This is a genomic window from Novosphingobium kunmingense (genome assembly GCF_002813245.1).
Taxonomy (GTDB): Bacteria; Pseudomonadota; Alphaproteobacteria; order Sphingomonadales; family Sphingomonadaceae; genus Novosphingobium; species Novosphingobium kunmingense.
The window spans coordinates 554,661-579,597 of record NZ_PHUF01000004.1 but is presented as its reverse complement, the minus strand read 5'-3'; the positions used below and the strand labels follow the sequence as shown (position 1 = coordinate 579,597).

Below are 24,937 nucleotides of genomic sequence, written 5' to 3'. Positions count from 1 at the left end.
TTCAGGCCGGCGGCAGGACGATCGTCGCGGTCAGGCCGGCGACCGCGCCGGTCGCGTCGCGGCGGTTGGCAAGGTCGAGCCGGCCGCCGTGCTGTTCGGCGATGGCGCGGGCCAGCGCCAGGCCCAGGCCCGCGCCGCCGGTGGCCGAATTGCGCGACGGATCGCCGCGGCGGAACGGCTCCTGCATGGTGGCGATATCGGCATCGGGAATGCCGGGACCGTCGTCCTCGACCGTGATGGCGATCCCGTCCGGGCGCCGCGCGACCGCGATTCGCGCGGCCTTGCCATAGCGCACCGCGTTGGAGACGAGATTGCGCACCGCGCGGCGCAGCCAGGTGGGGCGCAGCGGAACGACGATGCGTTCGCCCTCGGCCAGGGTGACCGGTTCGCCCAGGTCCTCGAACTCGTCGGCGACCTGCGCGATCAGGGCGGAAAGATCGGTCGGCTCGCGAGGGTCGCTGGGCCGGCCGACCCGGGCCAGCGACAGGATGTCGTCCAGCGTGCGAACGATGTCCTCGATCGTCGCTGCCATGCGCTCACGCTCGGCATCGTCGTCGACGCTTTCGATCCGCACCCGCAGGGCCGCAAGCGGGGTCTTGAGGTCGTGGCCGATCGCGCCGAGCATCACGTCCTTTTCGTCGAGCAGCGAGGAAATCCGCCCCTCCATCGCGTTATGCGCGACGATCAGGCGGCGCACGTCGTCGGGGCCTTGCGGTTCGATCTGGCCGTCCGGATCTCGGGTGCGGGCGAAGTGCTCGACCCGCCGGGTCAGCGCCTGCAACGGGCGGGTCAGCCGGCCCAGCACTACCGCGATCACCCCGACCAGCAGGGCGTAGAGGAGAAGAGTCTGGCTGACGAGCGTCAGGCCGGGGCGAAATCCGGCGCGCGGGACAAGCACCCGGCTAACCAGCCATTGCGGCTGGCCTTGCGGCCGCACCGCCGCCAGCATGACGCGTTCGGGTGGAGCCAACTTGCCTTCGCGTTCGGCCTTGCGGCCGCCGCGCTCTCGTTGCACCAGCCGGCGCTGGGCAAGCGGATCGTCGCGCACCCTGCGCTGGACGACGATGATTTCGGCCGCGTCGATTCCTTGCGCGGCGAGCCAGCTGCGCAGCTCGGCCTCGCCATCGGTGTTGCGGCGGTCATCGGGAAGCACGGTGAAGCTGCCGAGTGCCTGTACGCCCATGCCGCGACCGGGGTGGCGGCGTTGCGGCCCGTCGGGGGAGGGCACCGGCTCGTCTCTGCGCGCGACAGGCATAAGGCGCATGGCCGCGGTGTGAATCAGCGCGTCGTTGCGGCGATCGACCTGTGCGGAATAGAGCAGCGCGGCGCTGATCCCCTGGGCCAGCAGCAGCGCCAGGGCGATGGCCAGCAGGAGTTGGCCCTGCAGGCTGCGCGGCCAGATCCGCGAAAGTCCGCGCGCTTCCATGGGGAACTCAACCGACTGCGGCAGTGCGGCGCACGTCGGCGGCCAGCATGTAGCCGCCACCCCAGACCGTCTGGATCAGGGTCGGGTTGCGGCTGTCGACCTCGATCTTGCGGCGCAGGCGGCTGACCTGGTTGTCGACCGCACGGTCGAACAGGTGAGCTTCGCGGCCCTGAACCATGTCGAGCAGCCTGTCGCGGTCGAGCACCTGGCGCGGGTGTTCGACGAAAGCCATGAGCAGGCGGAACTCGACCGACGAAATCGGCACCAGCGCGCCGTCGGGCGCGGTCAGCCGGCGCTTCAACGGGTCCAGCATCCAGCCTTCGAAAGCGAAGACCTCGTCCTCGGCCGCGGCAGGACCACCCTTGGCTGCGCGGCGCAGGACCGAGCGGATCCGGGCGACAAGTTCGCGCGGCTCGAAGGGTTTGACGACATAGTCGTCGGCGCCGATCTCAAGCCCGACGATCCGATCCATCGCCTCGCCCCTGGCGGTCAGCAGGATGGTCGGAATCGCGCGCGATTCGGACAGGTGCCGGCAGAGCGACAGGCCGTCCTCCCCCGGCATCATGATGTCGAGAAGGACGATGTCAGGGTTGGCGTCGCGCAGATGGGTGCGCGCCTCGGCCGCGCTGGCGGCTTCCGTCACGCCGAACCCCTGGCGCGCCAGATAGGCAGCCAGGGGCTGGCGCAGGGCCTCCTCGTCGTCGACGAGGAGGATGCTGGGGTTGGCAGTTTCGTCCATCAGTGCCCCAACCGCCCGTGCCTCAGTTGGCTGCCGGAGCGGCGGCGCGCTTGGCCTGCCATTCGGCGCGCATCTTGGCCATGGCGGACTTGCGCTCGTCCGGGGTGACGCTGCCGTCGCGGTTGGCATCGGCCTTGTCGAAGTGGGCCAGAGCCGCGGCGACGGCCTCGGTCTTGGTGATCGCGCCGTCCTTGTTGGCGTCGGCCATCTTCATCATGCCGCCATGTCCGCCTCCGTGTCCGCCGCGGTGCCCACCGCGCATGCCCATCTTGTGACCGGCATGGTCACCGCCCGTTGCAGCGCCATCGGGGCGCGGCTTCCTCTGGTGGCCGGCCGCCATCTCTTCGGGCGAGATCTGACCGTTCTTGTCGATATCGAGCCTGGCAAAGCGTTCCGCCTGGCGCGCCGCGCGGTCGGCCTGATCGATCTTGCCGTCCTTGTTGGCGTCCATGCGGTCGAACATGGATTCGGCCTTGGTCTGGGCCTGAGCCCGCGTGATCGTGGCATTGGCATCGGGCTTGGCCCAACCGCGCTGATCCTGGGCATGGGCAACACCGGCCAGGGCCAGGGCCACGGCAGCGATCGAAAGGCCTTTGGTCATCGTCTTCATCGTCATCCTCCGAACGGAAAAGGGTGAAGCCGCGGGACCCACAAGGGGAGGGGAAAGAGCCCCGCGACTTCCTGTGCCCCTTCTAGGACCGGTCTGTCGCGACAGTATGCCGCTTTCGGCCCTTTGTGTCGCCAATTGTCGCAGGTTTGCCCGGCCGTTCACCCGCCGGTTATCGAGCCGGCGCCGGGCCGTACCTCAACCCATGACGAAAGCGTTGAGCTTGTTGCCGTCGGGATCGCGGAAATAAGCGGCATAGAACCCACCGTCGCCGCGCGGGCCGGGCGCGCCTTCGTCGCTGCCGCCGTTGTCGAGGGCGATCCGGTAGAGCCGATCGACCTGCTCGGCGTCCTTCGCTTCCAGGGCCGCCATCACGCCATTGCCGACCGTCGCCTCTGCGCCGTCGAACGGCTTGGTCGCGGCGATGCCGCAGCCGCCGCCCGGCGTGCCCCAAGCGATGAAGGTGTCGAACTCCATCATCCGGCCCGTGCCCATCTCCGCGGCAATCGCGTCATAGAACGCGGCCGCGCGGGCCAGGTCGTTGGTTCCAAGCGTCACGTATCCGATCATCGTCCATCTCCTTCCGCGAGTCGAATGGAACATTACGAGAACATGGATCGCCTCACAAGGGCGCGCAGGCGCCTCGCAGCCATTCCAGCGCATCGCCATGCAATTGCGGGGAAAGAATCTGCCAGACCTTGGCGTGATAGGCGTTCCACCATTCGACCTCGTCGCGGGTCAGCATGCTGTCATCGACCAGGCTGCGATCGATCGGCGCGGGGGTCAGCGTTTCGAAGCCGAAGTATTCGCCCTCCTGCCCTGCGATCTCGCGCGGTTCGACCAGTACCAGATTCTCGGTTCGGATCCCGAAATCGCCGGCTTTGTAATAGCCCGGCTCGTTCGACAGGATCATGCCCGGCAGCAGTTCCTGCCCGGTGCCGGCCTGCCCGCCCGCCGCCTTGGCGATGCGCTGCGGCCCTTCGTGGACCGAGAGGAAGCTGCCGACGCCGTGGCCGGTGCCATGGGCGTAATCGACGCCCGCCTGCCACAGCGCATAGCGCGCCAGGCTGTCGAGCTGGCTACCCGCCGTTCCCTTGGGAAAGACGGCGAGGGCCAGCATGATGTGGCCCTTGAGAACGCGAGTGAAGCGGTCCTTGTGCTCGGTGGTCGGCTCGGCCAGGCCATCTTCGCTGCCGATCCACACCGTGCGGGTGATGTCGGTGGTGCCGTCGGCATACTGCCCGCCCGAATCGACCAGATAGACCGAGCCCGGCTCGATCGGAATGTTGGACGCTTCGTCCACCTTGTAGTGCGGGCTGGCGGCATGGGCGCCGGCGGCGCTGATCGTGTCGAACGACAGATCCTTGAGCAGGCCGGTTTCCTCGCGGAAGGCCTGCAGTTTCGCCGCGGCGGACAACTCGTCCTGTCTGCCCTTGGGTGCCTCGACGCTCAGCCAGTGGAGGAAGCGGGCGATTGCTGCGCCGTCGCGGGCCTGGGCGGCGCGCTGGCCGGCCTGTTCGACCTCGTTCTTGACCGCCTTGGCGAGGACGGTCGGGTCGGTCAGTTCGACGACCTGCGCCCCGGCGCCTTCAAGCGCGGCGAAGACCGCCTGGACCGAGCGTTCGGGATCGACCGCGACCTTCTTTCCGGCCAAGGCCTGCAGCTGCGGCACGAAAGCCTCGCGCGGGCGAATCGTCACTGCGTTGCCCAGGTGCGCACGAAGCTCGGGCGTGACCTTTTCCTCGGCGATGAACAGTTCGGCTGTGCCGTCGGCGTGGGCGAGGACGAAGCTCAGCGCCACGGGCGTGCGATCGACGTCGCTGCCGCGGATGTTGAGCAGCCAGGCCACCCCGTCGAGCGCCGAGACCACTGCCGCGTCGAGGCCGCGCGCGGTGAGCCATTCGGCCACCTGGCTCCGCTTGGCCTCGCTCGACTGGCCGGCGTGCTCGGTCGGATGAACCATTGCCGGAGCGAGGCTGGGGGCCGGACGGTCCTGCCAGATCGCGTCGATCGGGTTGCCCTTGGTCGCGACAAGTTCGGCGCCCTTGGCCTTGAGCGCCGCGCCGGTCTGATCGACCCACGGCTTGCCGTGCAGCCAGGCGTCGTAGCCGATCCGTGCACCTGCCGGCGCGTTCGCGGCCAGCCACTCGGCCATAGAGGTGGCCGGCACCGACTGGTATTCGAACAGACGCGCGTCGACCTGCTCGCGCACCTGCAGGGTATATCGTCCGTCGACGAAGACGGCGGCCCTGTCGGCCAACACTGCCGCGCTGCCGGCCGAACCGCCGAAGCCGGTCAGCCAGGCGAGCCGCTGGGCATAGGCGCCGACGTATTCGCTCATGTGTTCATCGGAGATCGGGATCACGAAGCCGTCGAGCCCGCGAGCCTTCAGTTCCTTGCGCAGCGCGTCGAGCCGCGCCTCATGGGTGTTCATCAGCATGTCTTGCAGTCCTTTGGCCCCCACCATAGAGCCAAGCCATGACTCTTGCCACACCCCCCATCGCAGCTAGAAAGCCCTTTGTCCAAACCCACCACGGGATCCAGGTGGCGGACAATTACGCCTGGCTGCGCGATCCCGGCTATCCGGTGGTCAAGGACAAGGAGGTGCTGGCCCACCTCGAGGCCGAGAACGCCTGGTTCGAACAGCGCATGGCGGGACAGAAGGACGCCATCGACGCGCTGTTCAAGGAGATGCGGGCGCGGATCAAGGAGGCCGACAAGTCGGTCCCGCAGAAGGACGGCGACTGGCTCTACTGGATCGAGTTCGAGGAAGGCGCGGAATACAAGAAATGGTGGCGAAGGCCCGTCGCCGGCGGCCCCGACGAACTGATCCTCGACGAGGTCGCGCTGGCCCAAGGACACGACTACTTTCGTCTCGGCGCGATTTCTGTCTCGAACGACGGCAAGCTGCTCGCCTGGTCGGTCGATGACAATGGCTCGGAACGCTTTACCGCTCGGATCAAGGTTATCGCCACGGGCGAAGTACTGGCCGACGAGATTCCCGGCACCCTGTCCAGCCTGGTCTGGGTCGCGCAGGACAAGGGACTGGTCTATTCGCTCGCCAACGACCAATGGCGCACCGACAATGCGCGCCTGCACTGGCTCGGCCAGCCAAGCTCGAGCGATGTCGAGCTTTACCACGAGGACGACGAAGGCTTCCGCGTCGGCTCCTCTCTTTCGGCCAACGAGGAATGGCTGATCATCGGGACGTCCGACCACGAGACGAGCGAAGTGTGGCTGGTCCCCGCCGCCGATCCATTGGCGGCCCCGATCCTGGTCAAGGCGCGCCAGACGGGCGTCGAATACGATGTCGACCTGCGCGAAGGCACGGTCTTCGTCCATGCCAACGACACCCACGAAAACTTCCGCCTCGCCACCGCGCCGCTGTCCGATCCCGGCAACTGGACCACGCTGATCGAGGGCAGCGATGCCTTCTACCTGACCGGCTTCGACCTGTTCCGCGACTTCTACGTGATCGAGGGCCGCCGCGCCGGACTCGACCAGATCGAGGTGCGCTACTACGACGATCCCGCGCGGGTCGAACCGATCGCTTTCCCCGAAGCGAGCTATGTCGCGGGGCTGGGCGACAACCCCGAATGGGCGGTCACCACGCTGCGGCTCAGCTACGAATCGATGGTCAGCCCCGCCTCGGTGCTGGATTACGACGTGGCCGCCCGCACCCTGACCACGCTCAAGGTGCAGGAAATCCCTTCGGGCTACGATGCCTCGCTCTACGCGACCGAGCGGCTGGAAATCGCCGCGTGCGACGGGACGCCGATTCCGGTGTCGATCGTCTACCGCAAGGACCGGGCGCCGGGCGGCCCGCTCCACCTCTACGGTTACGGCGCCTATGGCATCGCCATCGACCCGGGGTTCTCGACCACGCGGCTCAGCCTCGTGGATCGCGGCTTTGCCTATGCCATCGCCCACATCCGGGGAGGCGACGACCTCGGCCGCGCCTGGTACAAGGCGGGCAAGCTGGAGCGGCGCGCCAACACCTTCACCGACTTCGTCGACGTGGCCAGGGGGCTGATCGCGCTCGGTTATACCAAGACGGGCAGGATCAGCATTTCGGGCGGATCGGCGGGGGGCGAACTGATGGGGGCGGTGATCAATTCCGATCCCGACCTGTGGGGCGCGGTCGTGGCCCACGTGCCCTTCGTCGACGTGCTCAACACGATGCTCGATGCCAGCCTGCCGCTGACCCCGGGCGAATGGCCCGAATGGGGCAACCCGATCGAGGACAAGGCCGCCTTCGAGCTGATTCGCAGCTACAGTCCCTACGACCAGGTCAAGGCCCAGGCCTATCCGCCGCTGCTGGTGACCGCCGGGCTCAACGATCCGCGCGTCACCTACTGGGAGCCCGCCAAGTGGGTCGCCCGCCTGCGCGAATTGAAGACCGACGATAACGAGCTGCTTTTGAAGACAAACATGGGTGCGGGCCACGGCGGCAAGTCGGGACGGTTCGAAAGCCTCAAGGAAACGGCAGAGGAGTTCGCCTTCGTGCTGTGGCAGCTGGATCCGGGCCATGCCTGAACGTTTCGGCAAGGCCTTCGCTGCGGACGCATCGCACATCGACGAACTGGGTCACGTCAACAACGCGGTCTGGGTAGAATGGATCCAGGACATCGCGACGTCTCACTGGGCCGCGGTCGCGCCCGAGGCGCTCCGCGAAACCTATATCTGGGTCGTGACAAGGCACGAGATCGACTATCGCGGCAACATCGGTCCGGGCGAGACGGTCAAGGGTGAAACTTTCCTGCCGGCGCCGCCCACCGGCGCGCGGTTTGACCGGCGGGTCGATTTCCGCAACGCCGAGGGCAAGGTCATCGTCAGCGCGCGCACAACCTGGGCGATGATCGACCGCGCCACCGGACGCCTCGCGCGGGTGCGCGAGGACGTCCTGGCGCCGTTCCGCCCCTTCATGGGCGATTAACCGAGCAGGCTTTCGGTCGGGACGTAGTCGTAGCCGAGATCGCCGGCGACCGCTTCGTAGGTGATCTGGCCCTCGTGGACGTTGAGCCCGGCGGCCAGGTGCGGGTTGGCCTTCAAGGCAGCCTTCCAGCCCATGTCGGCAATGCGCAGCGCGTGGGGCAGCGTCACGTTGTTCAGGGCATAGGTGCTGGTCCGCGCCACCGCGCCGGGCATGTTGGCAACGCAGTAGTGGACGATGCCATCGACCACATAGGTCGGTTCGGCATGGGTGGTCGCCTTGCTGGTCTCGAAGCAGCCGCCCTGGTCGATCGCAACGTCGACCAGCACCGCGCCGGGCTTCATCGTCTTCAGCATGTCGCGGGTGACGAGCTTGGGCGCCGCAGCGCCCGGCACCAGCACCGCGCCGATGACGAGATCTGCCTCGGCCACTTCGGCGGCGAGAGCGGCGCGGCCCGAATAGAGCGTGCGGGCGCGGCCTTCGAAATGGCTGTCGAGCCGTTCGAGCACACCCGGATCGCGGTCGAGTATGGTGACGTCGGCGCCAAGGCCCACGGCCATCTGCGCGGCGTTGAAGCCGACCACGCCGCCGCCGATCACCACCACCTTGGCGGGCAGTACGCCCGGCACGCCGCCGAGCAGCACGCCGCGCCCGCCGTTGGCCTTTTCGAGCGCCGTGGCGCCGGCCTGGATGCTCATGCGCCCGGCGACCTGGCTCATCGGCTTCAGCAGCGGCAGCGAATTGTCGACGCCGGTGACCGTTTCATAGGCAATTGCCGTGACGCCCGACCTGACGAGATCGGCGGTCTGTTCGGGATCGGGCGCGAGGTGCAGATAGGTGTAGAGGATCTGGCCCTTGCGCAGCTGGGCGCGTTCGACCGCCTGGGGTTCCTTGACCTTCACCACCATCTCGCATTCGGCGAAGATCTCGGCCGCGGTGGGCTTGATCGTGCCGCCCGCGGCGCGGTAGTCCTCGTCCGACGCGCCGATGCCGCTGCCGGCGCCGGTTTCGACCCAGACTTCGTGGCCATGGGCGACCAGTTCGCGCACGCTCTCGGGCGTCAGGCCGACGCGGTATTCGTGGTTCTTGATTTCCTTGACGGTGCCGACGCGCATCGATGCTCTCCGGTAAAAACGCTGTGCTGCCAGGATACGCCGGTTTGCGGCGAATGTTTCACCGAACTTTGCCTCGACGGGGCGCATTCTTGGCGATAAATCCCGCACTTAAGATAAAAATCGGGATTAAATATCATGGACAGGGCCGACATCGCGATCCTTGAAGCGCTGCAGGATGATTCCTCGCGCTCGGTCGCCCAATTGGCGGACCTTGTCGGCGTGTCGTCGTCGGCCTGTCACCGCCGGATCAAGGCGCTGGAAGAAGGGGGGATCATCACCGGCTATGCCGCGCAGGTCGACAGCGGGCGGCTCGGGCTGAAACTTCAGGCCTTCGTCGAAATCACCCTGACCAGCCAGAGCCGCGAGGCGATGGACCGGTTCGAGCGCGCCGTGGGCGATTTCGACGACATCCTCGAATGCCACCTGATGAGCGGGCAGGCCGACTATCTGTTGCGCGTGGCGGCGATCGATCTCGAACAGTACGACCGCATCCACCGCGATTGCCTGGCGCGGCTGCCGGGAGTCTCCTCGATGCGTTCGGCCTTTGCGATCCGGCGGATCAAGCGCTGGCAGGGCTATCCGGTGCCGAGGGGTTGAGATAGGAACGGCCTTGTGAACGAGCGCAAGTTGAACGCCTGGGTCGAGGCCGGCCTGATCGACGCCGCAGCGGCGGGCCGCATTCGCCAGTTCGAAGACGCGCACAGCCGTCCGCTCGCTCTCTGGGCGGTGATCGGGATCGGCGCGCTGGCGATCGGGCTGGGGCTGATCTCGGTCGTCGCCGCCAACTGGGACGCAATTCCTGCCACCGTGCGCCTCGGCATGCACCTTGCCATCCTGTTCGGTACGGCGGTCGCGCTGTGGTCGTTACGGCTGAACGACAGTTGGACCGAAGAGGCGCTGCTGTTCGTCTTCGGCGCCCTTGGCCTCACTTTCATGGGCCATGTCGGGCAGGCCTATCAGACCACCTCGCCGTTGTGGCAGCCGCTGACGGTGTGGCTGGCGTTGTTCGGCGCGCTGTTTCTGCTGCGCGGGGCTAGCTGGCTGACCGCGCTGGGGCTTGGCGGGACGCTGATTGTGGCGGTGTGGGACTTTGCCCTGCAACAGGAGGCTCGCGACGGCTCGTTCCTGGTCTTCGCGCTGCCGACCGCGCTGCCACTGGTGCTCGCACCGCTGGGAGTGGTCTTGCGCGCTCGCTCGAGCCGGACTGCGTTCTGGCGCCGGATCGAACAGATCGGCTTTGCCTATGCCCTCGTCGGTGCGAGCCTGGTCGCGATCCTCGCCGGGGTGGATCGCTTGTCGCGCGGCGGGGACGGGATCCGCCTGCTGCTCGCCTTCGTGACCTGGGGTGTGGCCGGCCTCGGCGCGGCAGGCTTGGTTTACAGAGCGAGGCCCGACCGGTCGGGCGAGGCGGCGGCGGGAATGGTGGCGGCATCCGGCGTCGTCACCCTGCTGGCGTGGCCTCTATCGGGACAAGCGATCGGCGGCGCGCTGCTGTTCATGGCGCTGTGGGTTGCTGTTGCGGCGCTCGCGCTGCGCGGCGGCTGGCGAAGCTTGTTCCAGATTGCGGTGGGGGCCCTGGCGCTGCGGCTGATCGTGCTGAGTTTCGAGCTGGAGAACGACCTGTTGTCGAGCGGCGCGGGGTTGATCGTCAGCGGGCTGCTGATCCTCGGCATTGCTTGGGTCGCGGTGCGGGTAGCGCGCCGATACGCCCCGCCCCTGGAGGTGGAGGCTTGAACCGCGCGCTGCTTCATGGCGTGGCCCTGTTGCTGCCGCTGCTGGGCCTGGGCGGGATGTGGTTGCAAGAAGAGCGCCTCAGCCGCCAGGGCACCGAGTGGGACGTGCCAATCCAGGGCTATGACCCGCGCGACCTGTTGCAAGGGCACTATGTGCAGTTCCAGTACGATTGGCCCGCCAGCAACCTTGCCGAACCGGAACGGGTCTATGGCGTCAACGCGCTCTGCTTGACCGGGACTGCCCCAACTATCGCCCGTGTGCGGATCAGGCGGGACGACGAGGACTGCACCCCCTTCGTGCGCGAGGGCGAGGGATCGAGCGGACGGCTTTATGCATCGCAGGGCGAGGCGCTGCGCCTGCAAAGGGACCTGCGAGACCCGACCAGGCAAGGCGTGGTCCGCATCCGCCTGCGCCCCGATGGTCACCTCACCCCGCTTCGCATCAGCTTCCGTCCGCGCGCCGCAAGGCAGCCGGCCTCGCCGTGATCGCCGATCCCGACCTTGTCGGCACCCTGCTGGCGCGGATCGCGCATTGGCGGCAACCTGGCCTCTACACCATCGGCATCTGCGGGGCGCAGGGATCGGGCAAGACCACGCTCGTCGCCGCGTTGGCCGAACAGCTGGCCTTGCGCGGGGTGAAGGTGGCGACCCTCTCGCTCGACGATCTCTACCTCGGCCGGGAGGAGCGCCAGGAACTGGCGCGGACGATCCATCCGCTGTTTGCCACCAGGGGCGTGCCGGGGACGCACGATCCCGGGCTTGGCCTTGCCACGGTGGACGCCCTCAAGCGAGGCGAGGCCGCGCCGCTGCCGCGTTTCGACAAGGCCAGCGACGACCCCCTGCCGCGGATCGAATGGCCACCTGCGCCGCCGGGAACTGAGGTGCTGCTGCTTGAAGGTTGGTGCCTTGGCGCCACGCCACAAAACGAGGCGGCCCTGGCCACGCCGGTCAACGCGTTCGAACGCGAGGAGGACCCGGACGGGACCTGGCGGCGTCACGCCAACGCACGGCTGGCAGGCGACTATCAGCCCCTGTTCGCAGCGGTGAACCGGCTGATCCTGCTTGCCGCGCCATCGTGGGAGGTGGTCGCTGCCTGGCGCGAACAGCAGGAAGCGGACCTGCGGATGCGGGGCGGCAGTGCGGTGATGACGCCCGAGCAGATCGTGCGCTTCATCCAGCACTACGAGCGGCTGACCCGGCACGTGCTTGCGACCATGCCGGACCATGCCGACTTGACCGTGCGCCTCGACGAAGGCCGCGCGGTGCGCGCCATCGACTAGAGCGGGCTGCCGTCCTTGTCGCGGTAGATCTCGCGCCGGCCGACGTGGTTGGCAGGCCCGACGAAGCCGTCCGCCTCCATCCGCTCGACCCATTTTGCCGCCGTGTTGTAGCCGACGCCAAGCTGTCGCTGCAGCCACGATGCGCTGGCCTTCTGGCTTTCGAAGACGATCTGGCAGGCCTGGCGGTATTTGCGTTCCTCCGGGCTGTCCGATGCGGTCGCGTCGAGGTCGTCAAAGCCGAAGCCGCCGTCCTCGGGCTCCTCGGTGACCGAATCGACATATTCGGGACTACCCTGGCCGCGCCAGAAATCGGCGATCATCTCGACTTCTTCGTCGGACACGAAGGGGCCGTGGACGCGGCGGATCGGATCGGTGTTGGGCTTGTAAAGCATGTCACCCTTGCCCAGCAGCTGTTCGGCACCCTGTTCGCCCAAGATCGTGCGGCTGTCGATGCGGCTGGTGACGGCAAAGCTTATGCGGGTCGGCAGGTTGGCCTTGATCACACCGGTGATGACGTCGACCGAAGGACGCTGCGTCGCCATGATCAGGTGGATGCCGGCGGCGCGGCTTTTCTGGCTGAGGCGCTGGATCAACACTTCAACTTCCTTGCCGACCGTGACCATCAGGTCAGCCAGTTCGTCGACGATCACCACGATCTGCGGCAACGGCTGGTAATCGAGCTGCTGCTCCTCGAACAATTCCTCTCCTGTCTCGCCATCGAAACCGATCTGGATGCGCCGGCCGAGCGGCTTGCCCTTGGCCTGCGCGGCGCGGACCTTGTCGTTGAAGCCGGCGAGGTTGCGCACCGAAAGCTCGCTCATCTGGCGGTAGCGACGCTCCATTTCCTCGACCGCCCACTTGAGTGCGCGGACCGCCTTGGCCGGTTCGGTCACCACGGGCGAGAGCAGGTGGGGGATGTTGTCGTAGCTTTTCAGCTCGAGCACCTTGGGATCGACCAGGATCATCCGGCACTGCGCGGGGGTCAGCCGGTAGAGCAGCGACAGGAGGATGCAATTGAGGCCGACCGACTTGCCCGACCCGGTCGTGCCCGCGACCAGCAGGTGCGGCATGGCGGCCAGATCGGCCACGATCGGTTCGCCTGCGATATCCTTGCCGAGGATGATCGGCAGCATGCCCTTGGCCTGGGCGAACTGTTCGCAGCCGACCAGTTCCTTGAAGCTGACCATCTGGCGGTCGGCGTTGGGTAGTTCGATGCCCATGACCGTGCGGCCCGGAATCGAGGATACGCGAGCCGAAATCGCGCTCATGTTGCGGGCGATATCGTCGGCGAGGCCAATAACGCGGCTTGCCTTGATGCCGGGCGCCGGCTCCAGTTCGTACATGGTCACGACCGGACCGGTCCGGACGGCGGTGATCTCGCCCTTGACGTTGAAATCGTCGAGCACGGTTTCAAGGAGGCGCGCGTTGCGTTCCAGCGCCAGCTTGTCGATCTTCTGGCCCGATTGCGGCGGCGGATCCTTGAGCAGGTCGAGCCCCGGCAGTTCGAAGGTGTCGAACAGATCGCCCTGACGGCTGGCAGCGCCGATCTGCGCTGGCTTGGCCGGGCGGTTGGGATCGGTGATTTCCGGCGGCTTGCGCGGGGCGGCGAGGGGCACCGGCGCGCTGCCGCGATCGTCGCGGGCCTTGCGGTCGCGGACGACCGGAATCGGGACCGCGGCGCCCAGGCTGTCGAGCCTGGGTCGGCGGGTCAGCGCCAGCGGCAGGGTGAAGAGGCTGCCCCAGTCAATCGCGAAAACGCGGCCGGCCAGCACCGCGCCGCCGGTCAGACAAGCGAGGCCCGCAACCGCGATGGCCCAGAACTGTCCGGCTTCGGGCAATTGCGCGGCCAGCCAGCGGATCCCGCTCGACCCCAGCAGGCCAGAGACGCCGCCGAAGGACGCGGGGAAGGAGCCGCGCGTTTCGGTGACGATCAGCGACAGCACGGACGACAGCATGGCCATGGCGAGGAGCAGGGTCAGGATCGGGCGCCACCAGGCATGGTCGGCGTGGGGCAGGTTGCGGTCCTCTTCCTCGACCAGGCGCAGCAGCTTGCGCGCCATGACGTACATCAGCGGCAGGAACAGCACCGATACCGGGCCGAACAGGAACAGCGCGCGTTCCGCCACCCAGGCGCCGGCGCCGCCCATCCAGTTCTGCGCCGGTCCCGCCGCAGCGGTCGAGGCGCTGGGATCGGTCTGGTGGTAGCTCAGCAGCGCAAGGGCGAAGAACACCATGCCAAGGCCGAGGAGGACCGCCCCGCCGATCTCGGCGCTGCGCCGCACGGCACGCCGCAGCACCGCGCGCCAATCGACCCGCGCGCCGCGCTGTCCCGCAGAAACCGGATGTGTTGCCATGAAGCTCCCCTTGTCAGGCCCGCTTTATGCGCTCTGCACTGACTCCGCGTCAAGAATCCGCGGATTTGCGGCGAGTCGCTTCACCGCAAAAAGGCGTCTATCGCGGCCCAGCGGGGCCACTTCAGACGCTTTGCGGCGTGGCCGTCCATGCCGCCCAGTGCGATGACCGGAACTTGCGAGCGTGCCGCGATCAGCCGGAAGCGCAGCGGGCCAAGGATTGCCTTGCCGGGATGCGAGCGCGTCGGGAAAGCGGGCGAAAGCAATACCGCATCGGCGCGGGCGGCCCGGCGCATTTCGCGCAGCGAATGGATCGCGACCAGCCGGGGCACGGCCGGCCCACCGGCAAGCGTCGCCGGTGAACCATAGGCCGCGTCCGCACCCCAGCGCCGTGCCATGCGCGCATCTCCGGCCAAAGCAACCAGGTGACCGCGCGCCCATGCGAGGCGCTTCAGTCGGTCGAAGCGCTGCCGGCGGTCCGCCTTGGCCAGGTGATAGTGCCTGACGATCATCCCGCTCCCGCGCGGCAACCGGGCGAGCGCCCGTTCGATCGACGCGTCATTGCGCGCATCCGAAACGATCCACACTGTCGGCAGGGGCTTCATTCGCGCCATTGCCCCGCTATAGCAGCGCGCCATGACCGATCCAGCCACACGCCTCTCTGAAATCCAGTCCCGCATCGCGAGCGCGAAAAGGATCGCACGCCGCACGGACGAGGATGTGACGCTCGTTGCCGTCAGCAAGACTCATGCTGCCGAGGCGATCGAACCGCTGATTCTGGCTGGCCAGCACGTTTTCGGCGAAAATCGAGTGCAGGAAGCGCAGGAGAAGTGGCCCGCCCTGCGCGAACGCCATGTGGGGATCGAGCTGCACCTGGTCGGCCAGCTTCAGTCCAACAAGGCCGATGATGCAGTGGCGCTGTTCGACTGCATCCATTCGCTCGACCGTCCTTCGCTGATTGGCGCGCTGGCCAGGGCGATGGACAGGGCGGACCGCCGCGTGCCCTGCTTCGTTCAGGTCAACATCGGCGCTGAAGAGCAGAAGGGCGGCTGCGCCATCGCCGATCTCCCTGCGCTTCTTGCCGAAGCGCGCGGTGCGGACCTGCCGGTAATCGGCCTGATGTGCGTACCCCCGCTTGGAATCGAACCCGCGCCGTTCTTCGCTCTGCTCGACAAGTTGGCGCGCGACAATGGCCTTGCAGGCCGCAGCATGGGGATGAGCGACGACTTCGAAACCGCGATCATGCTGGGCGCGACGCACGTGCGCGTCGGCTCCGCCCTGTTCGGCGCGCGAGGTTAAGCCTCGCGGTTCTTCAATTCGTCGCCGGTCAGGGTCACGACGTGCAGCAGATTGGTCGATCCCGGGGTGCCGAAGGGGACGCCGGCCAGCGCGATCAGCTTGGATCCGGCCGTGCCGAAGCCGTGGCGCAGCGCCATGCGTTTGCCCTTGCCGATCATTTCTTCGAAGCTGCCGATGTCCTTGGTGCTGACAGCGTGCGCGCCCCATAACAGCGCCAAGCGCCGAGCGATCTTTGCCGAAGGGGTCAGAACCAGCATCGGCGCGGCGGGGCGTTCGCGGGCTACGCGGCGGGCCGTGCTGCCAGACCCTGTGAACACGATGATCCCGGCGATCGGCAGGCTCTCGGCAATGCTGGCGCAGGCGTTGCTCAGCGCGTCGGCGGTGGTCGTGTCAGGTTCGACCTCGGCAAAGCTGACCTGGCGGCGATAGCCGGGATCGCTTTCCACCTGGCCGGCAATGCGGTGCATGATCGTCACCGCCTCCTCTGGCCAGGCCCCGCTTGCGGTTTCGGCCGAAAGCATCACCGCGTCGGCCCCGTCATAGACCGCGTTGGCCACGTCCGAAACCTCGGCCCGGGTCGGGGCCGGGCTTTCGATCATCGATTCGAGCATCTGCGTCGCGACGACGACAGGCTTGCCCGAACGGCGCGTCATGGCGACGATGCGCTTCTGGATCGGGGGCACTTCCTCGGGATTCAGTTCAACGCCAAGATCGCCGCGCGCGACCATGATCCCGTCGGCCAGCTCGACGATTTGTTCAAGCCGATCGACTGCGGCCGGCTTTTCGATCTTGGCCATCAGCGCGCCGTAACCGCCCATCAGGCGGCGCGCTTCTGCTACGTCCTCGGGGCGCTGGACGAACGACTGGGCGATCCAGTCGGCCCCATGTTCGATCGCGAAGGCCAGGTCGCGCCGGTCCTTGTCGGTGAGCGCCGGGATCGGCACCACCGCATCGGGCACGTTGACGCCCTTGCGGTCGGAAATGACCCCGCCGACTTCGGCCGAGCACAGGATCGCGTTCGGGCTGGCCTGGATCACGCGCAGCTTCAGCTTGCCGTCGTCGATCAGCAGGCGCTGACCTTTCTTGAGGATGCCGAACAGTTCCGGATGCGGCAGGCAGACGCGGTTTTCATTGCCGGGTGCGGGATCGCGGTCGAAGGTGAAATGGCCCGAATGGCGGATCACCGCCTTGCCGCCGGCAAACTGGCCGACGCGCAGCTTGGGGCCTTGCAGGTCGCACAGCACCGCGACCGGGCGGCCGACCGCCCTTTCGACGTCGCGGATCGCGGAGATAGTGGCAGCGTGGGTCTCGTGATCGCCGTGGCTCATGTTGACGCGGAAAGCGTCGGCGCCGGCGCGCAGCAGCTTCTCGATCATTTCGGGGCTGCGGCTGGCAGGGCCCAGCGTCGCGAGGATCTTCACCTTGCGGCCGCGCGGATCGATCTTGGCCATCATCTTCCTTCCGTTTCAACTGCGCCCTATGGCAAAGGGGCGGTGAAAGACCAAGGACCCATGCCATGAGCTGCTCGGAAAATACGAATGCGACCGCGGGCGATCCGCTCGACGAGCTCGACGATGCCGTAGCCGCCGCCGCGTTCCGCCGCTTGGTGCGCCATTTGCGACACCGTCATGATGCGCAGAACCTGGATCTCATGATCCTGTCGGGCTTCTGCCGCAATTGCCTTGCGGACTGGATCCGCGAGGCTGGCGCGCCCTATGACAAGGAAGGCGCGCGGGCGGTGATTCACGGCATGCCTTCCGCCGACTGGAAAGCACGTTTCCACAGGGAAGCGACGGATGACCAGCTTGCTGCCATGGCCGAGAGCTTGAAGAAGAACGCGCCCGCCTCCTAAGAGCGCGCTCAACCGATTCTCATCTTACTGGAGCACCCCCCACCATGGCCGAAGCCACCGACGACCGCCTGCGCCTTCTGATCGAGCGCATCGAACGCCTCGAGGAAGAGAAGAAGGGCATCGCCGACGACATCAAAGACGTCTACGCAGAAGGCAAGGCGGTCGGCTACGATGGCAAGATCATGCGCCAGATCGTCCGGCTCAGGAAGATGAAGCCCGACGACCGCGCCGAGATGGAAATGCTGCTCGACACCTACAAGGCGGCGCTCGGCATCGGCTGACCGGCGAGCCCCTTGCGCCGCCGGCGCGCGGGGCTAACCTCCCTCCCTGAACGAGAGGGAGGATAAAAGATGCGCGGATTGAAATGGATAGTGGCTGCGGCCGCGGCTTGCGGCGCCGTTGCGGCGCAGGGTCAGGCCGGTGGCTCGGTGGTCTACATCCAGGCCGGCAAGGTGCTCGACCGGCCGGGCCAGCAGCCGCGCGGCGCCTCGACGATCGTGGTGCGTGACGGCAAGGTGGCCGAATTGCGCGATGGGTTCGTGGCGCCTGAAGCCGGGGCGACACTGGTCGATCTCAAGGATCGCTTCGTCCTTCCGGGCCTGATCGACATGCATGTCCACCTGTTCAGCAGCGGCGATCCGTTGACTTCGCGGCTCGAAGCCATGAACCGCGACCGCGAGGACGAGGTGTTGCAAGCCTCGGCCCGTGCCAGAACGACGCTGCTGGCCGGTTTCACCACGGTGCGCGACCTGGGCGGTCCGCCGCGCGGCATTCGCGCGCTCCGCGATGCGATTGCCCGCGGCGAGCTGACCGGGCCGACCGTGGTCAACGCGGGCGAGATGATCTCGATCTCCGGCGGTCATGGCGACATGGGCGGGCTGAGCGAGGAAGCCTACGACGCGTTCCATCCGCGCGATTACAACAATGTCTGCAACGGCCCCGATGATTGCCGCCGCGCCGCGCGCGAACAGGTGCGGCTTGGCGCCGACGTGATCAAGTTCGCCGCGACGGGCGGCGTGCTGTCCAATGTCGCCGGCGGCCTTGGCCAGCAGATGACCGATGCCGAAATGAAGGCGGTGATCGACACGGCCCACGGCTTCGGCCGCAAGGCGGCGGCCCACAGCCATGCCAAGGAAGGCACGCTGGCCGCAGTCAACGCCGGGGTCGATACGATCGACCACGGAACGTTCCTCGATGAAGCGACGGCCAAGGCGATGGTCGCCAGGGGCACCTGGCTGGTCCCGACCATGCTGGCCAGTGCAACCGCCGTGGAGAACGCGCGCAAGGGCGTGCTGCCGGCGGCGGTGCTGCCCAAGGCCGAGGAAGCCGCCGCAGCAGCGCGCGCCAGCCATGTGCTGGCCGTGCGGATGGGGGTCCGGATCGCCTTCGGCACGGACACCGGCGTGTCGAAGCACGGCGACAATGCCAAAGAGTTCGCGCTGATGGTCGATCGCGGGATGACGCCGATGGCGGCGATCGCCGCGGCAACGACTGGCGCGGCCGAAGCGCTGGGCCAGAAGGACAGGCTGGGCCGCATCGCGCCGGGTATGGCGGCGGATATCATCGCGGTTGCCGGCGATCCGCTCGCCGACGTGCGGCGGCTGGAAACGGTCGGCTTCGTGATGAAGCAAGGCAAAGTGATCAAGCAGGACTGATCCCCTTGCGGCGCGGTGGCGGGCCCCTATCTCGGGCGCTCAGTCAACGGGAAGGGAATGACCCATGCTTTCCACCACTACCGCCGTCGTCGAAGGCCGTCCGGTCCAGCAGTATCTCGGCATCGTCACCGGCGAGGTGATCGTTGGCGCGAACCTGTTTCGCGACCTGTTCGCCAGCGTGCGTGACATCGTCGGCGGGCGGTCGGGCAGCTACGAGGACGTGCTGGCCCGCGCGCGCAAGCAGGCGCTCGAGGAAATGGAAGGTCAGGCCTCGGCTTTGGGCGGCAACGCCGTGATCGGCGTCGACATCGACTACGAGGTGCTCGGTTCCAACGGCTCGATGCTGATGGTCAGCGCTTCGGGCACGGCGGTGGTTCTTTAGCCGCCGACCGTCCCCGACATCAGCGCCAGGCCGATCGAGCTGCCGTTGGCCAGCATGTGCGCGAGGATCGCCTGCGCCAGGCCCAGCTTCTGGCGCAGGTAACCCAGCACTAGCGCGGCCCATAGCTGCGGCAGGACCAGCGGCAGCATTGCCAGGCCGAAGGTCGGGTAGTTGGTCAGGTGGAACAGCGCGAAGCCGATGGCGACGCCGTAAAAGATCCATGCAAAGGCGCGCGCGAACCAGCCGAGCGGCGCGGGTCGCTTGCGCAGCAGTGCCCAACCAACCGGCGCGGCGACCATGGCGGCAAGGATCACTCCGCCCGCCAGAACGACGTTGGCGAGAGCCGCGGGCTGCATCAGCACCAGGCCGGCCGCCGCCGCGCAGGCCAAGAGCCACAGCGCGCCGGCGCTGCCGCGCTGCCAACCCCTGAACAGCAGTTCTTCGGCAACCGGGGCGACGATCACTGTCACCGGAACCAGCCATTCCCGCGGAAAGTTGTCGAAGGCGGTCGGCGCGGGCGTGCCCATCAGCTTGTGCCACAGGCCGAGGAACGGCAGCAGTACGGCCAGCAGCCCGAAGATCAGCAGAAAGGTCAGCACGGCCCAGCGTTGCATCCCGCCGTTTCGCCAGCCCTGCGGATCGAGGATCGCAGGCGCGCGCAGAAAGGCGGCGAACTCGGCCAGGATATGGCGGACGGTGGGGGCAGGGGTCGGATCGGTCACGCCGGCCTCGCTACCCTCGAAAGCTTTCACCTTGGTTGCCTCCCCATTCTTGCCCAATGGCCCCCGCCCGGTGTAAGGGCGCGCGCAACTCCCTTCCAGCCGAAACAGGACGCCATGGCCGGCCATTCCAAATTCAAGAACATCATGCACCGCAAGGGCGCGCAGGATAAGAAGCGCGCGGCGCAGTTTTCCAAGCTCTCGCGCGAAATTACCGTCGCCGCCAAGATGGGCATGCCCGATCCGGACATGAACCCGCGCCTGCGCGCCGCGGTGCTTGCCGCGCGCGCCCAGTCGATGCCCAAGGACAACATCCAGCGCGCCATCGAAAAGGCCAGCAAGGGCGACGGCGAGAACTACGAAGAAGTGCGTTACGAAGGCTACGGCCCCGGCGGCGTGGCGATCATCGTCGAGGCGCTCACCGACAACCGCAACCGCACCGCCACCAATGTGCGCACCGCCTTTGCCAAGAACGGCGGCAACCTGGGCGCATCGGGAGCGGTCAGCCACGGCTTCGAGCGCCTTGGCCTGATCGAATACCCGGCCAGCGCAGGCGACGAGGACAAGGTGCTCGAAGCCGCGATCGAGGCCGGCGCCGACGATGTCGAAAGCGACATGGGCGACGGCGACGAGAACCCCGGCGGCCACCAGATCTGGGTCGCGGTCGAGCACCTTCACCCGGTCGCGCGCGAACTGGAAAAGGCGCTGGGCGAAGCCGAAGGCGTCAAGCTCGCCTGGCGGCCCAGCCTGAAGACCGAGGTCGGCGCGGACGATGCGGCGACCCTGCTCAAGCTGATCGACGTGCTCGACGACGACGACGACGTCCAGACCGTCTGGGGCAATTACGAAATCCCCGATTCGGTGATGGAGAAGCTGGCCTGATCATAATCGGCCTCGACCCCAGCCTGTCCTGCACCGGCTGGGGGGTCGTCGCGAAAAGCGGCAACCGGTTGACCCACATTGCCAACGGGCAGGTCAAGACCGATGCCCGCGCCACGCTGCCCGAACGGCTGGTCACGCTCGACCGCGAACTGACCGACGTGATCCTGCGCCACCGTCCCGATTGCGGGGCGGTGGAGGAGGTTTTCGTCAACAAGAACCCGCAATCGACTCTCAAGCTTGGCCAGGCCCGCGGGGTCTGCCTGCTCGCCCTGGCCCGCGCCGGCCTGCCGGTAAGCGAATACGCCACCCGGCTGGTCAAGAAGGCGGTGGTCGGCACCGGCGGCGCGGACAAGGCGCAGGTCCAGGCCATGCTCGGCGTGCTGCTGCCGGGGGCCAAGGTGGCGGGCGCCGATGCTGCCGATGCGCTGGCCGTCGCCATCGCCCACGCGCATCTGGCGGGAACGAGCGCACTCCTCGCCCGTTGATCGGGGCATGAGCACCCCGGCGCGCAGCGACGAAGAGTGGATGGCCCGGGCGATATTGCTCGCCACGCAGGAAAAGGGCACCGATCCGGCGAACACGCCGATTGCCGCCCTGGTGGTGCGCGGTGGGCAGCTTGTCGCCGAGGGCGTCAACCGCACGGCCGAACATTGCGACCCTACCGCTCACGCCGAGATCGAGGCTTTGCGCGCGGCGTGCCGGGCCGTCGGCACCATGCAGGTGCGCGGCGCCACACTGTACACCACGCTTCAGCCCTGCGGCATGTGCACAATGGCGTCGATCTGGGCGGGGGTGGAGCGGATCGTCTTCGGCGCCGGGCGCAGCGACGTGCACCGGATGTATTTCGAGGATCGCCATCTCGACACGGTCGATTTCATCCGGGACGCCTTCAAGAAGGATCTGACGCTCGACGGCGGCGTTTTGCCACACGAGTGCGCGCGGCTGTATTTCGGGCCGGAGGACGACGTGCCCGAAGACCAGCAGGCCAACACGTAGGCGCCTGCCTTGCTGCAGCCTGAACCCGCGCGCCAGTGGTCATTCAGTGTCGGTGGGCTAGGGCGCGCCATTCGAGTTTCAGCGGGAGCAGCCCATGCGATTTGCCAAGTCCCTTACCCTTGCCGCCGTTGCCGGACTGGCGCTGTCGGCCTGCACGGCCAGCCGCTATCAGATCAGCGACGCGCTGATGCGCTATGGCATGAGCGAGAACAAGGCGAGCTGCGCGGCCGAGTTCCTGCGCGGACACCTGTCGACCCGCCAGGTCGATCGCCTGGCCGACGCGGCGCGCTACTATAACGGCAACGGCGCCCTGACCTTCGGCGATCTGGTGCGCGTCGCCGCTTCGCTGCGCGACACCGAAACGGCGGTCCAAGTGGGCGGCGCCGCGCTGGCCTGTGGCCTTGCGGCGGACATGGTCCTGCCGCGCTTCTGACGCCTTTGCCGGCATGTCGATAGAGGGCCTGGAAGCAGCCGCTTCCGGGCCCTTTTCGTGTCAGTTGAGCTTGTAGACCAGCCGCGCGCCGAGGAAATCCATGCCGGGGTTCTGGCCGCTCAGCAGGGTGGCGTGGCTGACGTGGACCCAGCTTGCCTCCAAGGCCACGCGGTCGTTCAGACGCGCGCCCAGCGCCAGTTCGGGCTCGAACAGCACGCGCGAGCCGAGGTCGATCCGCTGGGGCCCCGCGAACTCGCGGATGCGGTCGCTGTGCAGGGCAAGTCCGATTCCAGGCCGGACATAGATCGCGTCGCCCAGCTTCCAGCTCAGTCCCACCGCGCCGAGGCTGGTCGTGCGATCGAGGCCGATCTGGCCGTGTGCATAGATCGACGGCTTGCCGATCACGGCCAGCGCCTCGATCGGATCGCTGCGCAAGCCGAACTGCACATCGTGACCACCCACTTCGCCGTTGTCGAGGCTGGTCGGCAGATCGACGGCATGGAAACTGGCGCCAAGGTAAACCTCCTGCGCCGCGGCAGGCGCGGCGACAAGGGCCAGCGTCACGGCGGCGAGGGGCAGATGGCGGCTGATCGGCATCGCAATTCCCTTGAATGACAGATGTTTGCCAGGCCTTAGCCGATTGGGCTTGCGGCGTCCTGAACAATAAACCTGTTCGCGCCTTGTTCCCGCCCCTTGTGCCCGAGGCGACCGCGCGATAATCCCGGGCCATGATCGCCCGCCTGTCCGGCCTGCTTGACGATTTCGGCCCCGACTGGGCGGTGATCGACGTGAACGGCGTCGGCTATCTCGTCCATTGCAGCGCCAAGACGCTCGACGCGCTCGGCACGCGGGGGGACCGGGTGACGGTCCACACCGAACTGCAGGTCTCGGAAAACGACATGCGCCTGGTCGGCTTCGCCAGCGGCGAGGAACGCGCCTGGTTCCGCCTGCTCACCGCGGTGCAGGGCGTCGGCAGCAAGATGGCGCTGGCGGTCCTTTCCGCGCTTAGCATCGAGGATCTGCAGCGCGCCTGCGCCGCCGGCGACGCCGCCATGATCGCCCGCGCCCAGGGGGTCGGGCCCAAGCTTGCCGGCCGCATCGTCAACGAACTGAAAGACAAGGCCGGCGGACTGGCGACGGTCGCCGGCGTCGCGATGGCCGCCGTCCCCGCCGGATCGGCCAGCGCCGATGCCGTCTCGGCGCTCCAGAACCTTGGTTTCAAGCCCAATGTCGCGACGCTTGCCGTGGCCCGCGCGATCGAAGAACTGGGCGAAGGCGCGGCGCTCAATGACCTGATCCGGGTCGGCCTGAAGCGGGCGGCGGGATGAGCGACAACCCGCTCCTCACCCCCGCGCCGCAGCCAGAGGATGCCGATGCGGCGCTCAGGCCCAAGACGCTTGCCGAATTCGTCGGGCAGGCCGGGGCGAAGGACAACCTCAAGGTGTTCATCGACAGCGCGCGGTCGCGGCGCGAGGCGATGGACCATGTGCTGTTCTACGGCCCGCCCGGGCTGGGCAAGACCACGCTGGCGCAGATCGTCGCGCGCGAACTGGGCGTGGGCTTTCGCGCAACGTCGGGGCCGGTCATCGCCAAGTCTGGCGATCTGGCCGCGCTGCTGACCAATCTCGAAGCCGGCGACGTCCTGTTCATCGATGAAATCCATCGCCTCAATCCGGTGGTCGAAGAGGTGCTCTATCCCGCGATGGAGGATCGCGCACTCGACCTGATCATCGGCGAGGGACCTTCGGCGCGCTCGGTGCGGATCGACCTGCCGCCCTTCACCCTGATCGGCGCGACCACGCGGCAGGGTCTGTTGACCACCCCCTTGCGCGACCGTTTCGGCATTCCGGTGCGATTGAACTTCTACACCGTTGCCGAGCTTGAGCGCGTGGTGACGCGCGGGGCGGGGCTGCTCGGCATCGGCATCGACCCGGGCGGCGCGCAGGAGATCGCCCGTCGCGCCCGCGGTACGCCGCGCGTTGCGGGGCGGCTGCTGCGCCGGGTGCGCGACTTCGCCCACGTCGGCGGCGACGCCGCGATCACGCGCAACCTGGCGGACGGCGCGCTGACGCGGCTCGAGGTCGATTCGCTTGGCCTCGACGCGCAGGACCGGCGCTATCTCCACATGATCGCCGATATCTACAAGGGCGGCCCGGTCGGCGTCGAAACGCTCGCCGCGGGCCTGTCCGAACCGCGCGACACGATCGAGGACGTGATCGAGCCGTACCTGATCCAGCTGGGTCTCGTCGCCCGCACCGCGCGTGGCCGATGCCTAAACGACCGGGGCTGGCAACACCTGGACCTTGCCCCGCCAAGCGGCAGTCAGGTCGGCCTGTTCGATTCGGGCGATCCGGCTGGCACCATGGGCTAAGCCGTTAACCGCACGTCAGTTGACGGTCCCGAAACAGGACACGGCGGCCGAAGCCGCGGTCTGTCGCGCGATTCCGGTCCGATGAGGCAGCGGATTCAAGGTTAATGCGCTAGGCGGTTTACCTTTATTCCTTTCATTTGCGGCAGACCTGTTCCGTTTCCCGG

At 67.5% G+C, this 24,937-nt stretch carries 28 protein-coding genes; 17 read left to right on the top strand and 11 right to left on the bottom strand.

Features of this window, described 5'->3' with window-relative positions; genetic code table 11:
• Position 1 precedes the first annotated feature (1 nt).
• From B0I00_RS12195 to B0I00_RS12175, 5 genes are all read right to left on the bottom strand, one after another.
• Positions 2–1,426: a sensor histidine kinase gene (locus tag B0I00_RS12195; RefSeq protein ID WP_100867639.1), complete on the bottom strand. Its 1,425-nt coding sequence runs from the start codon at positions 1,424–1,426 to the stop codon at positions 2–4.
• Between the two features lie 7 nt (positions 1,427–1,433).
• Positions 1,434–2,165 (bottom strand): response regulator, encoded by a 732-nt coding sequence (locus B0I00_RS12190; RefSeq protein ID WP_100867638.1) that lies wholly within the window; start codon positions 2,163–2,165, stop codon positions 1,434–1,436.
• Between the two features lie 22 nt (positions 2,166–2,187).
• Complete coding sequence (locus B0I00_RS12185) at positions 2,188–2,781, bottom strand: EF-hand domain-containing protein (protein ID WP_232730220.1); 594 nt, start codon at positions 2,779–2,781, stop codon at positions 2,188–2,190.
• 189 nt (positions 2,782–2,970) lie between these two features.
• Positions 2,971–3,342 (bottom strand): VOC family protein, encoded by a 372-nt coding sequence (locus tag B0I00_RS12180; protein WP_100867637.1) that lies wholly within the window; start codon positions 3,340–3,342, stop codon positions 2,971–2,973.
• A 52-nt stretch (positions 3,343–3,394) separates the two neighbouring features.
• Positions 3,395–5,212: an aminopeptidase P family protein gene (locus B0I00_RS12175; protein WP_100867636.1), complete on the bottom strand. Its 1,818-nt coding sequence runs from the start codon at positions 5,210–5,212 to the stop codon at positions 3,395–3,397.
• A gap of 38 nt (positions 5,213–5,250) precedes the next feature.
• Here B0I00_RS12175 and B0I00_RS12170 point away from each other — a divergent pair, with 38 nt between their 5' ends.
• On the top strand, positions 5,251–7,308 hold the full coding sequence (locus tag B0I00_RS12170) for a S9 family peptidase (RefSeq protein ID WP_100867635.1): 2,058 nt from the start codon (positions 5,251–5,253) through the stop codon (positions 7,306–7,308).
• A complete protein-coding gene (locus B0I00_RS12165) occupies positions 7,301–7,708 on the top strand; it encodes an acyl-CoA thioesterase (protein WP_100867634.1) in 408 nt (135 codons plus the stop codon). The genes B0I00_RS12170 and B0I00_RS12165 overlap by 8 nt, the downstream gene beginning before the upstream one ends.
• On the opposite strand, the gene ald is transcribed toward B0I00_RS12165, so the two are convergent.
• Positions 7,705–8,820, bottom strand: coding sequence for an alanine dehydrogenase (ald, locus tag B0I00_RS12160; RefSeq protein ID WP_100867633.1), 1,116 nt, complete (start codon positions 8,818–8,820; stop codon positions 7,705–7,707). The genes B0I00_RS12165 and ald overlap by 4 nt on opposite strands.
• A gap of 135 nt (positions 8,821–8,955) precedes the next feature.
• Here ald and B0I00_RS12155 point away from each other — a divergent pair, with 135 nt between their 5' ends.
• From B0I00_RS12155 to B0I00_RS12140, 4 genes are read left to right on the top strand one after another with little or no spacing between them, the layout of a single operon-like run.
• The gene (locus B0I00_RS12155) at positions 8,956–9,417 is read left to right on the top strand and encodes an Lrp/AsnC family transcriptional regulator (protein ID WP_100867632.1); all 462 of its coding nucleotides are present in this window, start codon (positions 8,956–8,958) and stop codon (positions 9,415–9,417) included.
• A 15-nt stretch (positions 9,418–9,432) separates the two neighbouring features.
• On the top strand, positions 9,433–10,554 hold the full coding sequence (locus B0I00_RS12150; RefSeq protein ID WP_100867631.1) for a DUF2157 domain-containing protein: 1,122 nt from the start codon (positions 9,433–9,435) through the stop codon (positions 10,552–10,554).
• The gene (locus B0I00_RS12145; RefSeq protein ID WP_157812554.1) at positions 10,551–11,039 is read left to right on the top strand and encodes a GDYXXLXY domain-containing protein; all 489 of its coding nucleotides are present in this window, start codon (positions 10,551–10,553) and stop codon (positions 11,037–11,039) included. Before B0I00_RS12150 ends, B0I00_RS12145 begins: the two co-directional genes overlap by 4 nt.
• 26 nt (positions 11,040–11,065) lie before the next feature.
• The gene (locus tag B0I00_RS12140; RefSeq protein WP_198519242.1) at positions 11,066–11,833 is read left to right on the top strand and encodes a kinase; all 768 of its coding nucleotides are present in this window, start codon (positions 11,066–11,068) and stop codon (positions 11,831–11,833) included.
• Here B0I00_RS12140 and B0I00_RS12135 read toward each other — a convergent pair.
• A complete protein-coding gene (locus B0I00_RS12135) occupies positions 11,830–14,187 on the bottom strand; it encodes an FtsK/SpoIIIE family DNA translocase (RefSeq protein ID WP_100867628.1) in 2,358 nt (785 codons plus the stop codon). The genes B0I00_RS12140 and B0I00_RS12135 overlap by 4 nt on opposite strands.
• Before the next feature lie 80 nt (positions 14,188–14,267).
• Entirely contained in the window at positions 14,268–14,822 is a 555-nt protein-coding gene (locus tag B0I00_RS12130; RefSeq protein ID WP_100867627.1) for a thiamine phosphate synthase, read from the bottom strand.
• On the opposite strand from B0I00_RS12130, the gene B0I00_RS12125 reads away from it, so the two are divergent.
• Positions 14,821–15,483 (top strand): YggS family pyridoxal phosphate-dependent enzyme, encoded by a 663-nt coding sequence (locus tag B0I00_RS12125; protein ID WP_100867626.1) that lies wholly within the window; start codon positions 14,821–14,823, stop codon positions 15,481–15,483. The two genes, B0I00_RS12130 and B0I00_RS12125, sit on opposite strands and share 2 nt — an antisense overlap.
• Here the strand turns inward: B0I00_RS12125 and pyk are convergent.
• Complete coding sequence (gene pyk, locus B0I00_RS12120; RefSeq protein WP_100867788.1) at positions 15,480–16,934, bottom strand: pyruvate kinase; 1,455 nt, start codon at positions 16,932–16,934, stop codon at positions 15,480–15,482. The two genes, B0I00_RS12125 and pyk, sit on opposite strands and share 4 nt — an antisense overlap.
• A gap of 65 nt (positions 16,935–16,999) precedes the next feature.
• Between pyk and B0I00_RS12115 the strand changes: the two genes are divergently transcribed.
• The 4 genes from B0I00_RS12115 (at position 17,000) to B0I00_RS12100 (ending at position 19,372) form a co-directional block, all read left to right on the top strand.
• A complete protein-coding gene (locus B0I00_RS12115; RefSeq protein ID WP_100867625.1) occupies positions 17,000–17,335 on the top strand; it encodes a DUF1244 domain-containing protein in 336 nt (111 codons plus the stop codon).
• Positions 17,336–17,379: 44 nt separating this feature from the next.
• Entirely contained in the window at positions 17,380–17,616 is a 237-nt protein-coding gene (locus tag B0I00_RS12110) for a DUF2312 domain-containing protein (protein WP_100867624.1), read from the top strand.
• Between the two features lie 69 nt (positions 17,617–17,685).
• Positions 17,686–18,990, top strand: a complete 1,305-nt coding sequence (locus tag B0I00_RS12105) for a metal-dependent hydrolase family protein (RefSeq protein ID WP_100867623.1) — start codon at positions 17,686–17,688, stop codon at positions 18,988–18,990.
• Between the two features lie 64 nt (positions 18,991–19,054).
• Positions 19,055–19,372: a heavy metal-binding domain-containing protein gene (locus B0I00_RS12100; RefSeq protein ID WP_100867622.1), complete on the top strand. Its 318-nt coding sequence runs from the start codon at positions 19,055–19,057 to the stop codon at positions 19,370–19,372.
• Here the strand turns inward: B0I00_RS12100 and B0I00_RS12095 are convergent.
• On the bottom strand, positions 19,369–20,124 hold the full coding sequence (locus B0I00_RS12095) for a CPBP family glutamic-type intramembrane protease (protein ID WP_157812553.1): 756 nt from the start codon (positions 20,122–20,124) through the stop codon (positions 19,369–19,371). The genes B0I00_RS12100 and B0I00_RS12095 overlap by 4 nt on opposite strands.
• An 84-nt stretch (positions 20,125–20,208) precedes the next feature.
• Between B0I00_RS12095 and B0I00_RS12090 the strand changes: the two genes are divergently transcribed.
• The 4 genes from B0I00_RS12090 to B0I00_RS12075 all read left to right on the top strand — a co-directional run bounded on the left by B0I00_RS12090 (position 20,209) and on the right by B0I00_RS12075 (position 22,402).
• Complete coding sequence (locus tag B0I00_RS12090; protein ID WP_100867620.1) at positions 20,209–20,973, top strand: YebC/PmpR family DNA-binding transcriptional regulator; 765 nt, start codon at positions 20,209–20,211, stop codon at positions 20,971–20,973.
• A complete protein-coding gene (gene ruvC / locus B0I00_RS12085) occupies positions 20,970–21,458 on the top strand; it encodes a crossover junction endodeoxyribonuclease RuvC (RefSeq protein ID WP_100867619.1) in 489 nt (162 codons plus the stop codon). The genes B0I00_RS12090 and ruvC overlap by 4 nt, the downstream gene beginning before the upstream one ends.
• A gap of 7 nt (positions 21,459–21,465) precedes the next feature.
• On the top strand, positions 21,466–21,969 hold the full coding sequence (locus B0I00_RS12080; protein ID WP_232730219.1) for a nucleoside deaminase: 504 nt from the start codon (positions 21,466–21,468) through the stop codon (positions 21,967–21,969).
• Positions 21,970–22,063: 94 nt separating this feature from the next.
• Positions 22,064–22,402: a hypothetical protein gene (locus B0I00_RS12075; protein ID WP_100867618.1), complete on the top strand. Its 339-nt coding sequence runs from the start codon at positions 22,064–22,066 to the stop codon at positions 22,400–22,402.
• Between the two features lie 60 nt (positions 22,403–22,462).
• Here B0I00_RS12075 and B0I00_RS12070 read toward each other — a convergent pair whose 3' ends face one another.
• Positions 22,463–22,999, bottom strand: coding sequence for an acyloxyacyl hydrolase (locus B0I00_RS12070; protein ID WP_100867617.1), 537 nt, complete (start codon positions 22,997–22,999; stop codon positions 22,463–22,465).
• A gap of 131 nt (positions 23,000–23,130) precedes the next feature.
• Here B0I00_RS12070 and ruvA point away from each other — a divergent pair, with 131 nt between their 5' ends.
• Together ruvA and ruvB are read left to right on the top strand one after the other, a co-directional pair.
• Complete coding sequence (gene ruvA / locus B0I00_RS12065; protein ID WP_100867616.1) at positions 23,131–23,730, top strand: Holliday junction branch migration protein RuvA; 600 nt, start codon at positions 23,131–23,133, stop codon at positions 23,728–23,730.
• Positions 23,727–24,773 (top strand): Holliday junction branch migration DNA helicase RuvB, encoded by a 1,047-nt coding sequence (gene ruvB, locus B0I00_RS12060; protein ID WP_100867615.1) that lies wholly within the window; start codon positions 23,727–23,729, stop codon positions 24,771–24,773. The genes ruvA and ruvB overlap by 4 nt, the downstream gene beginning before the upstream one ends.
• Positions 24,774–24,937: the final 164 nt, after the last annotated feature.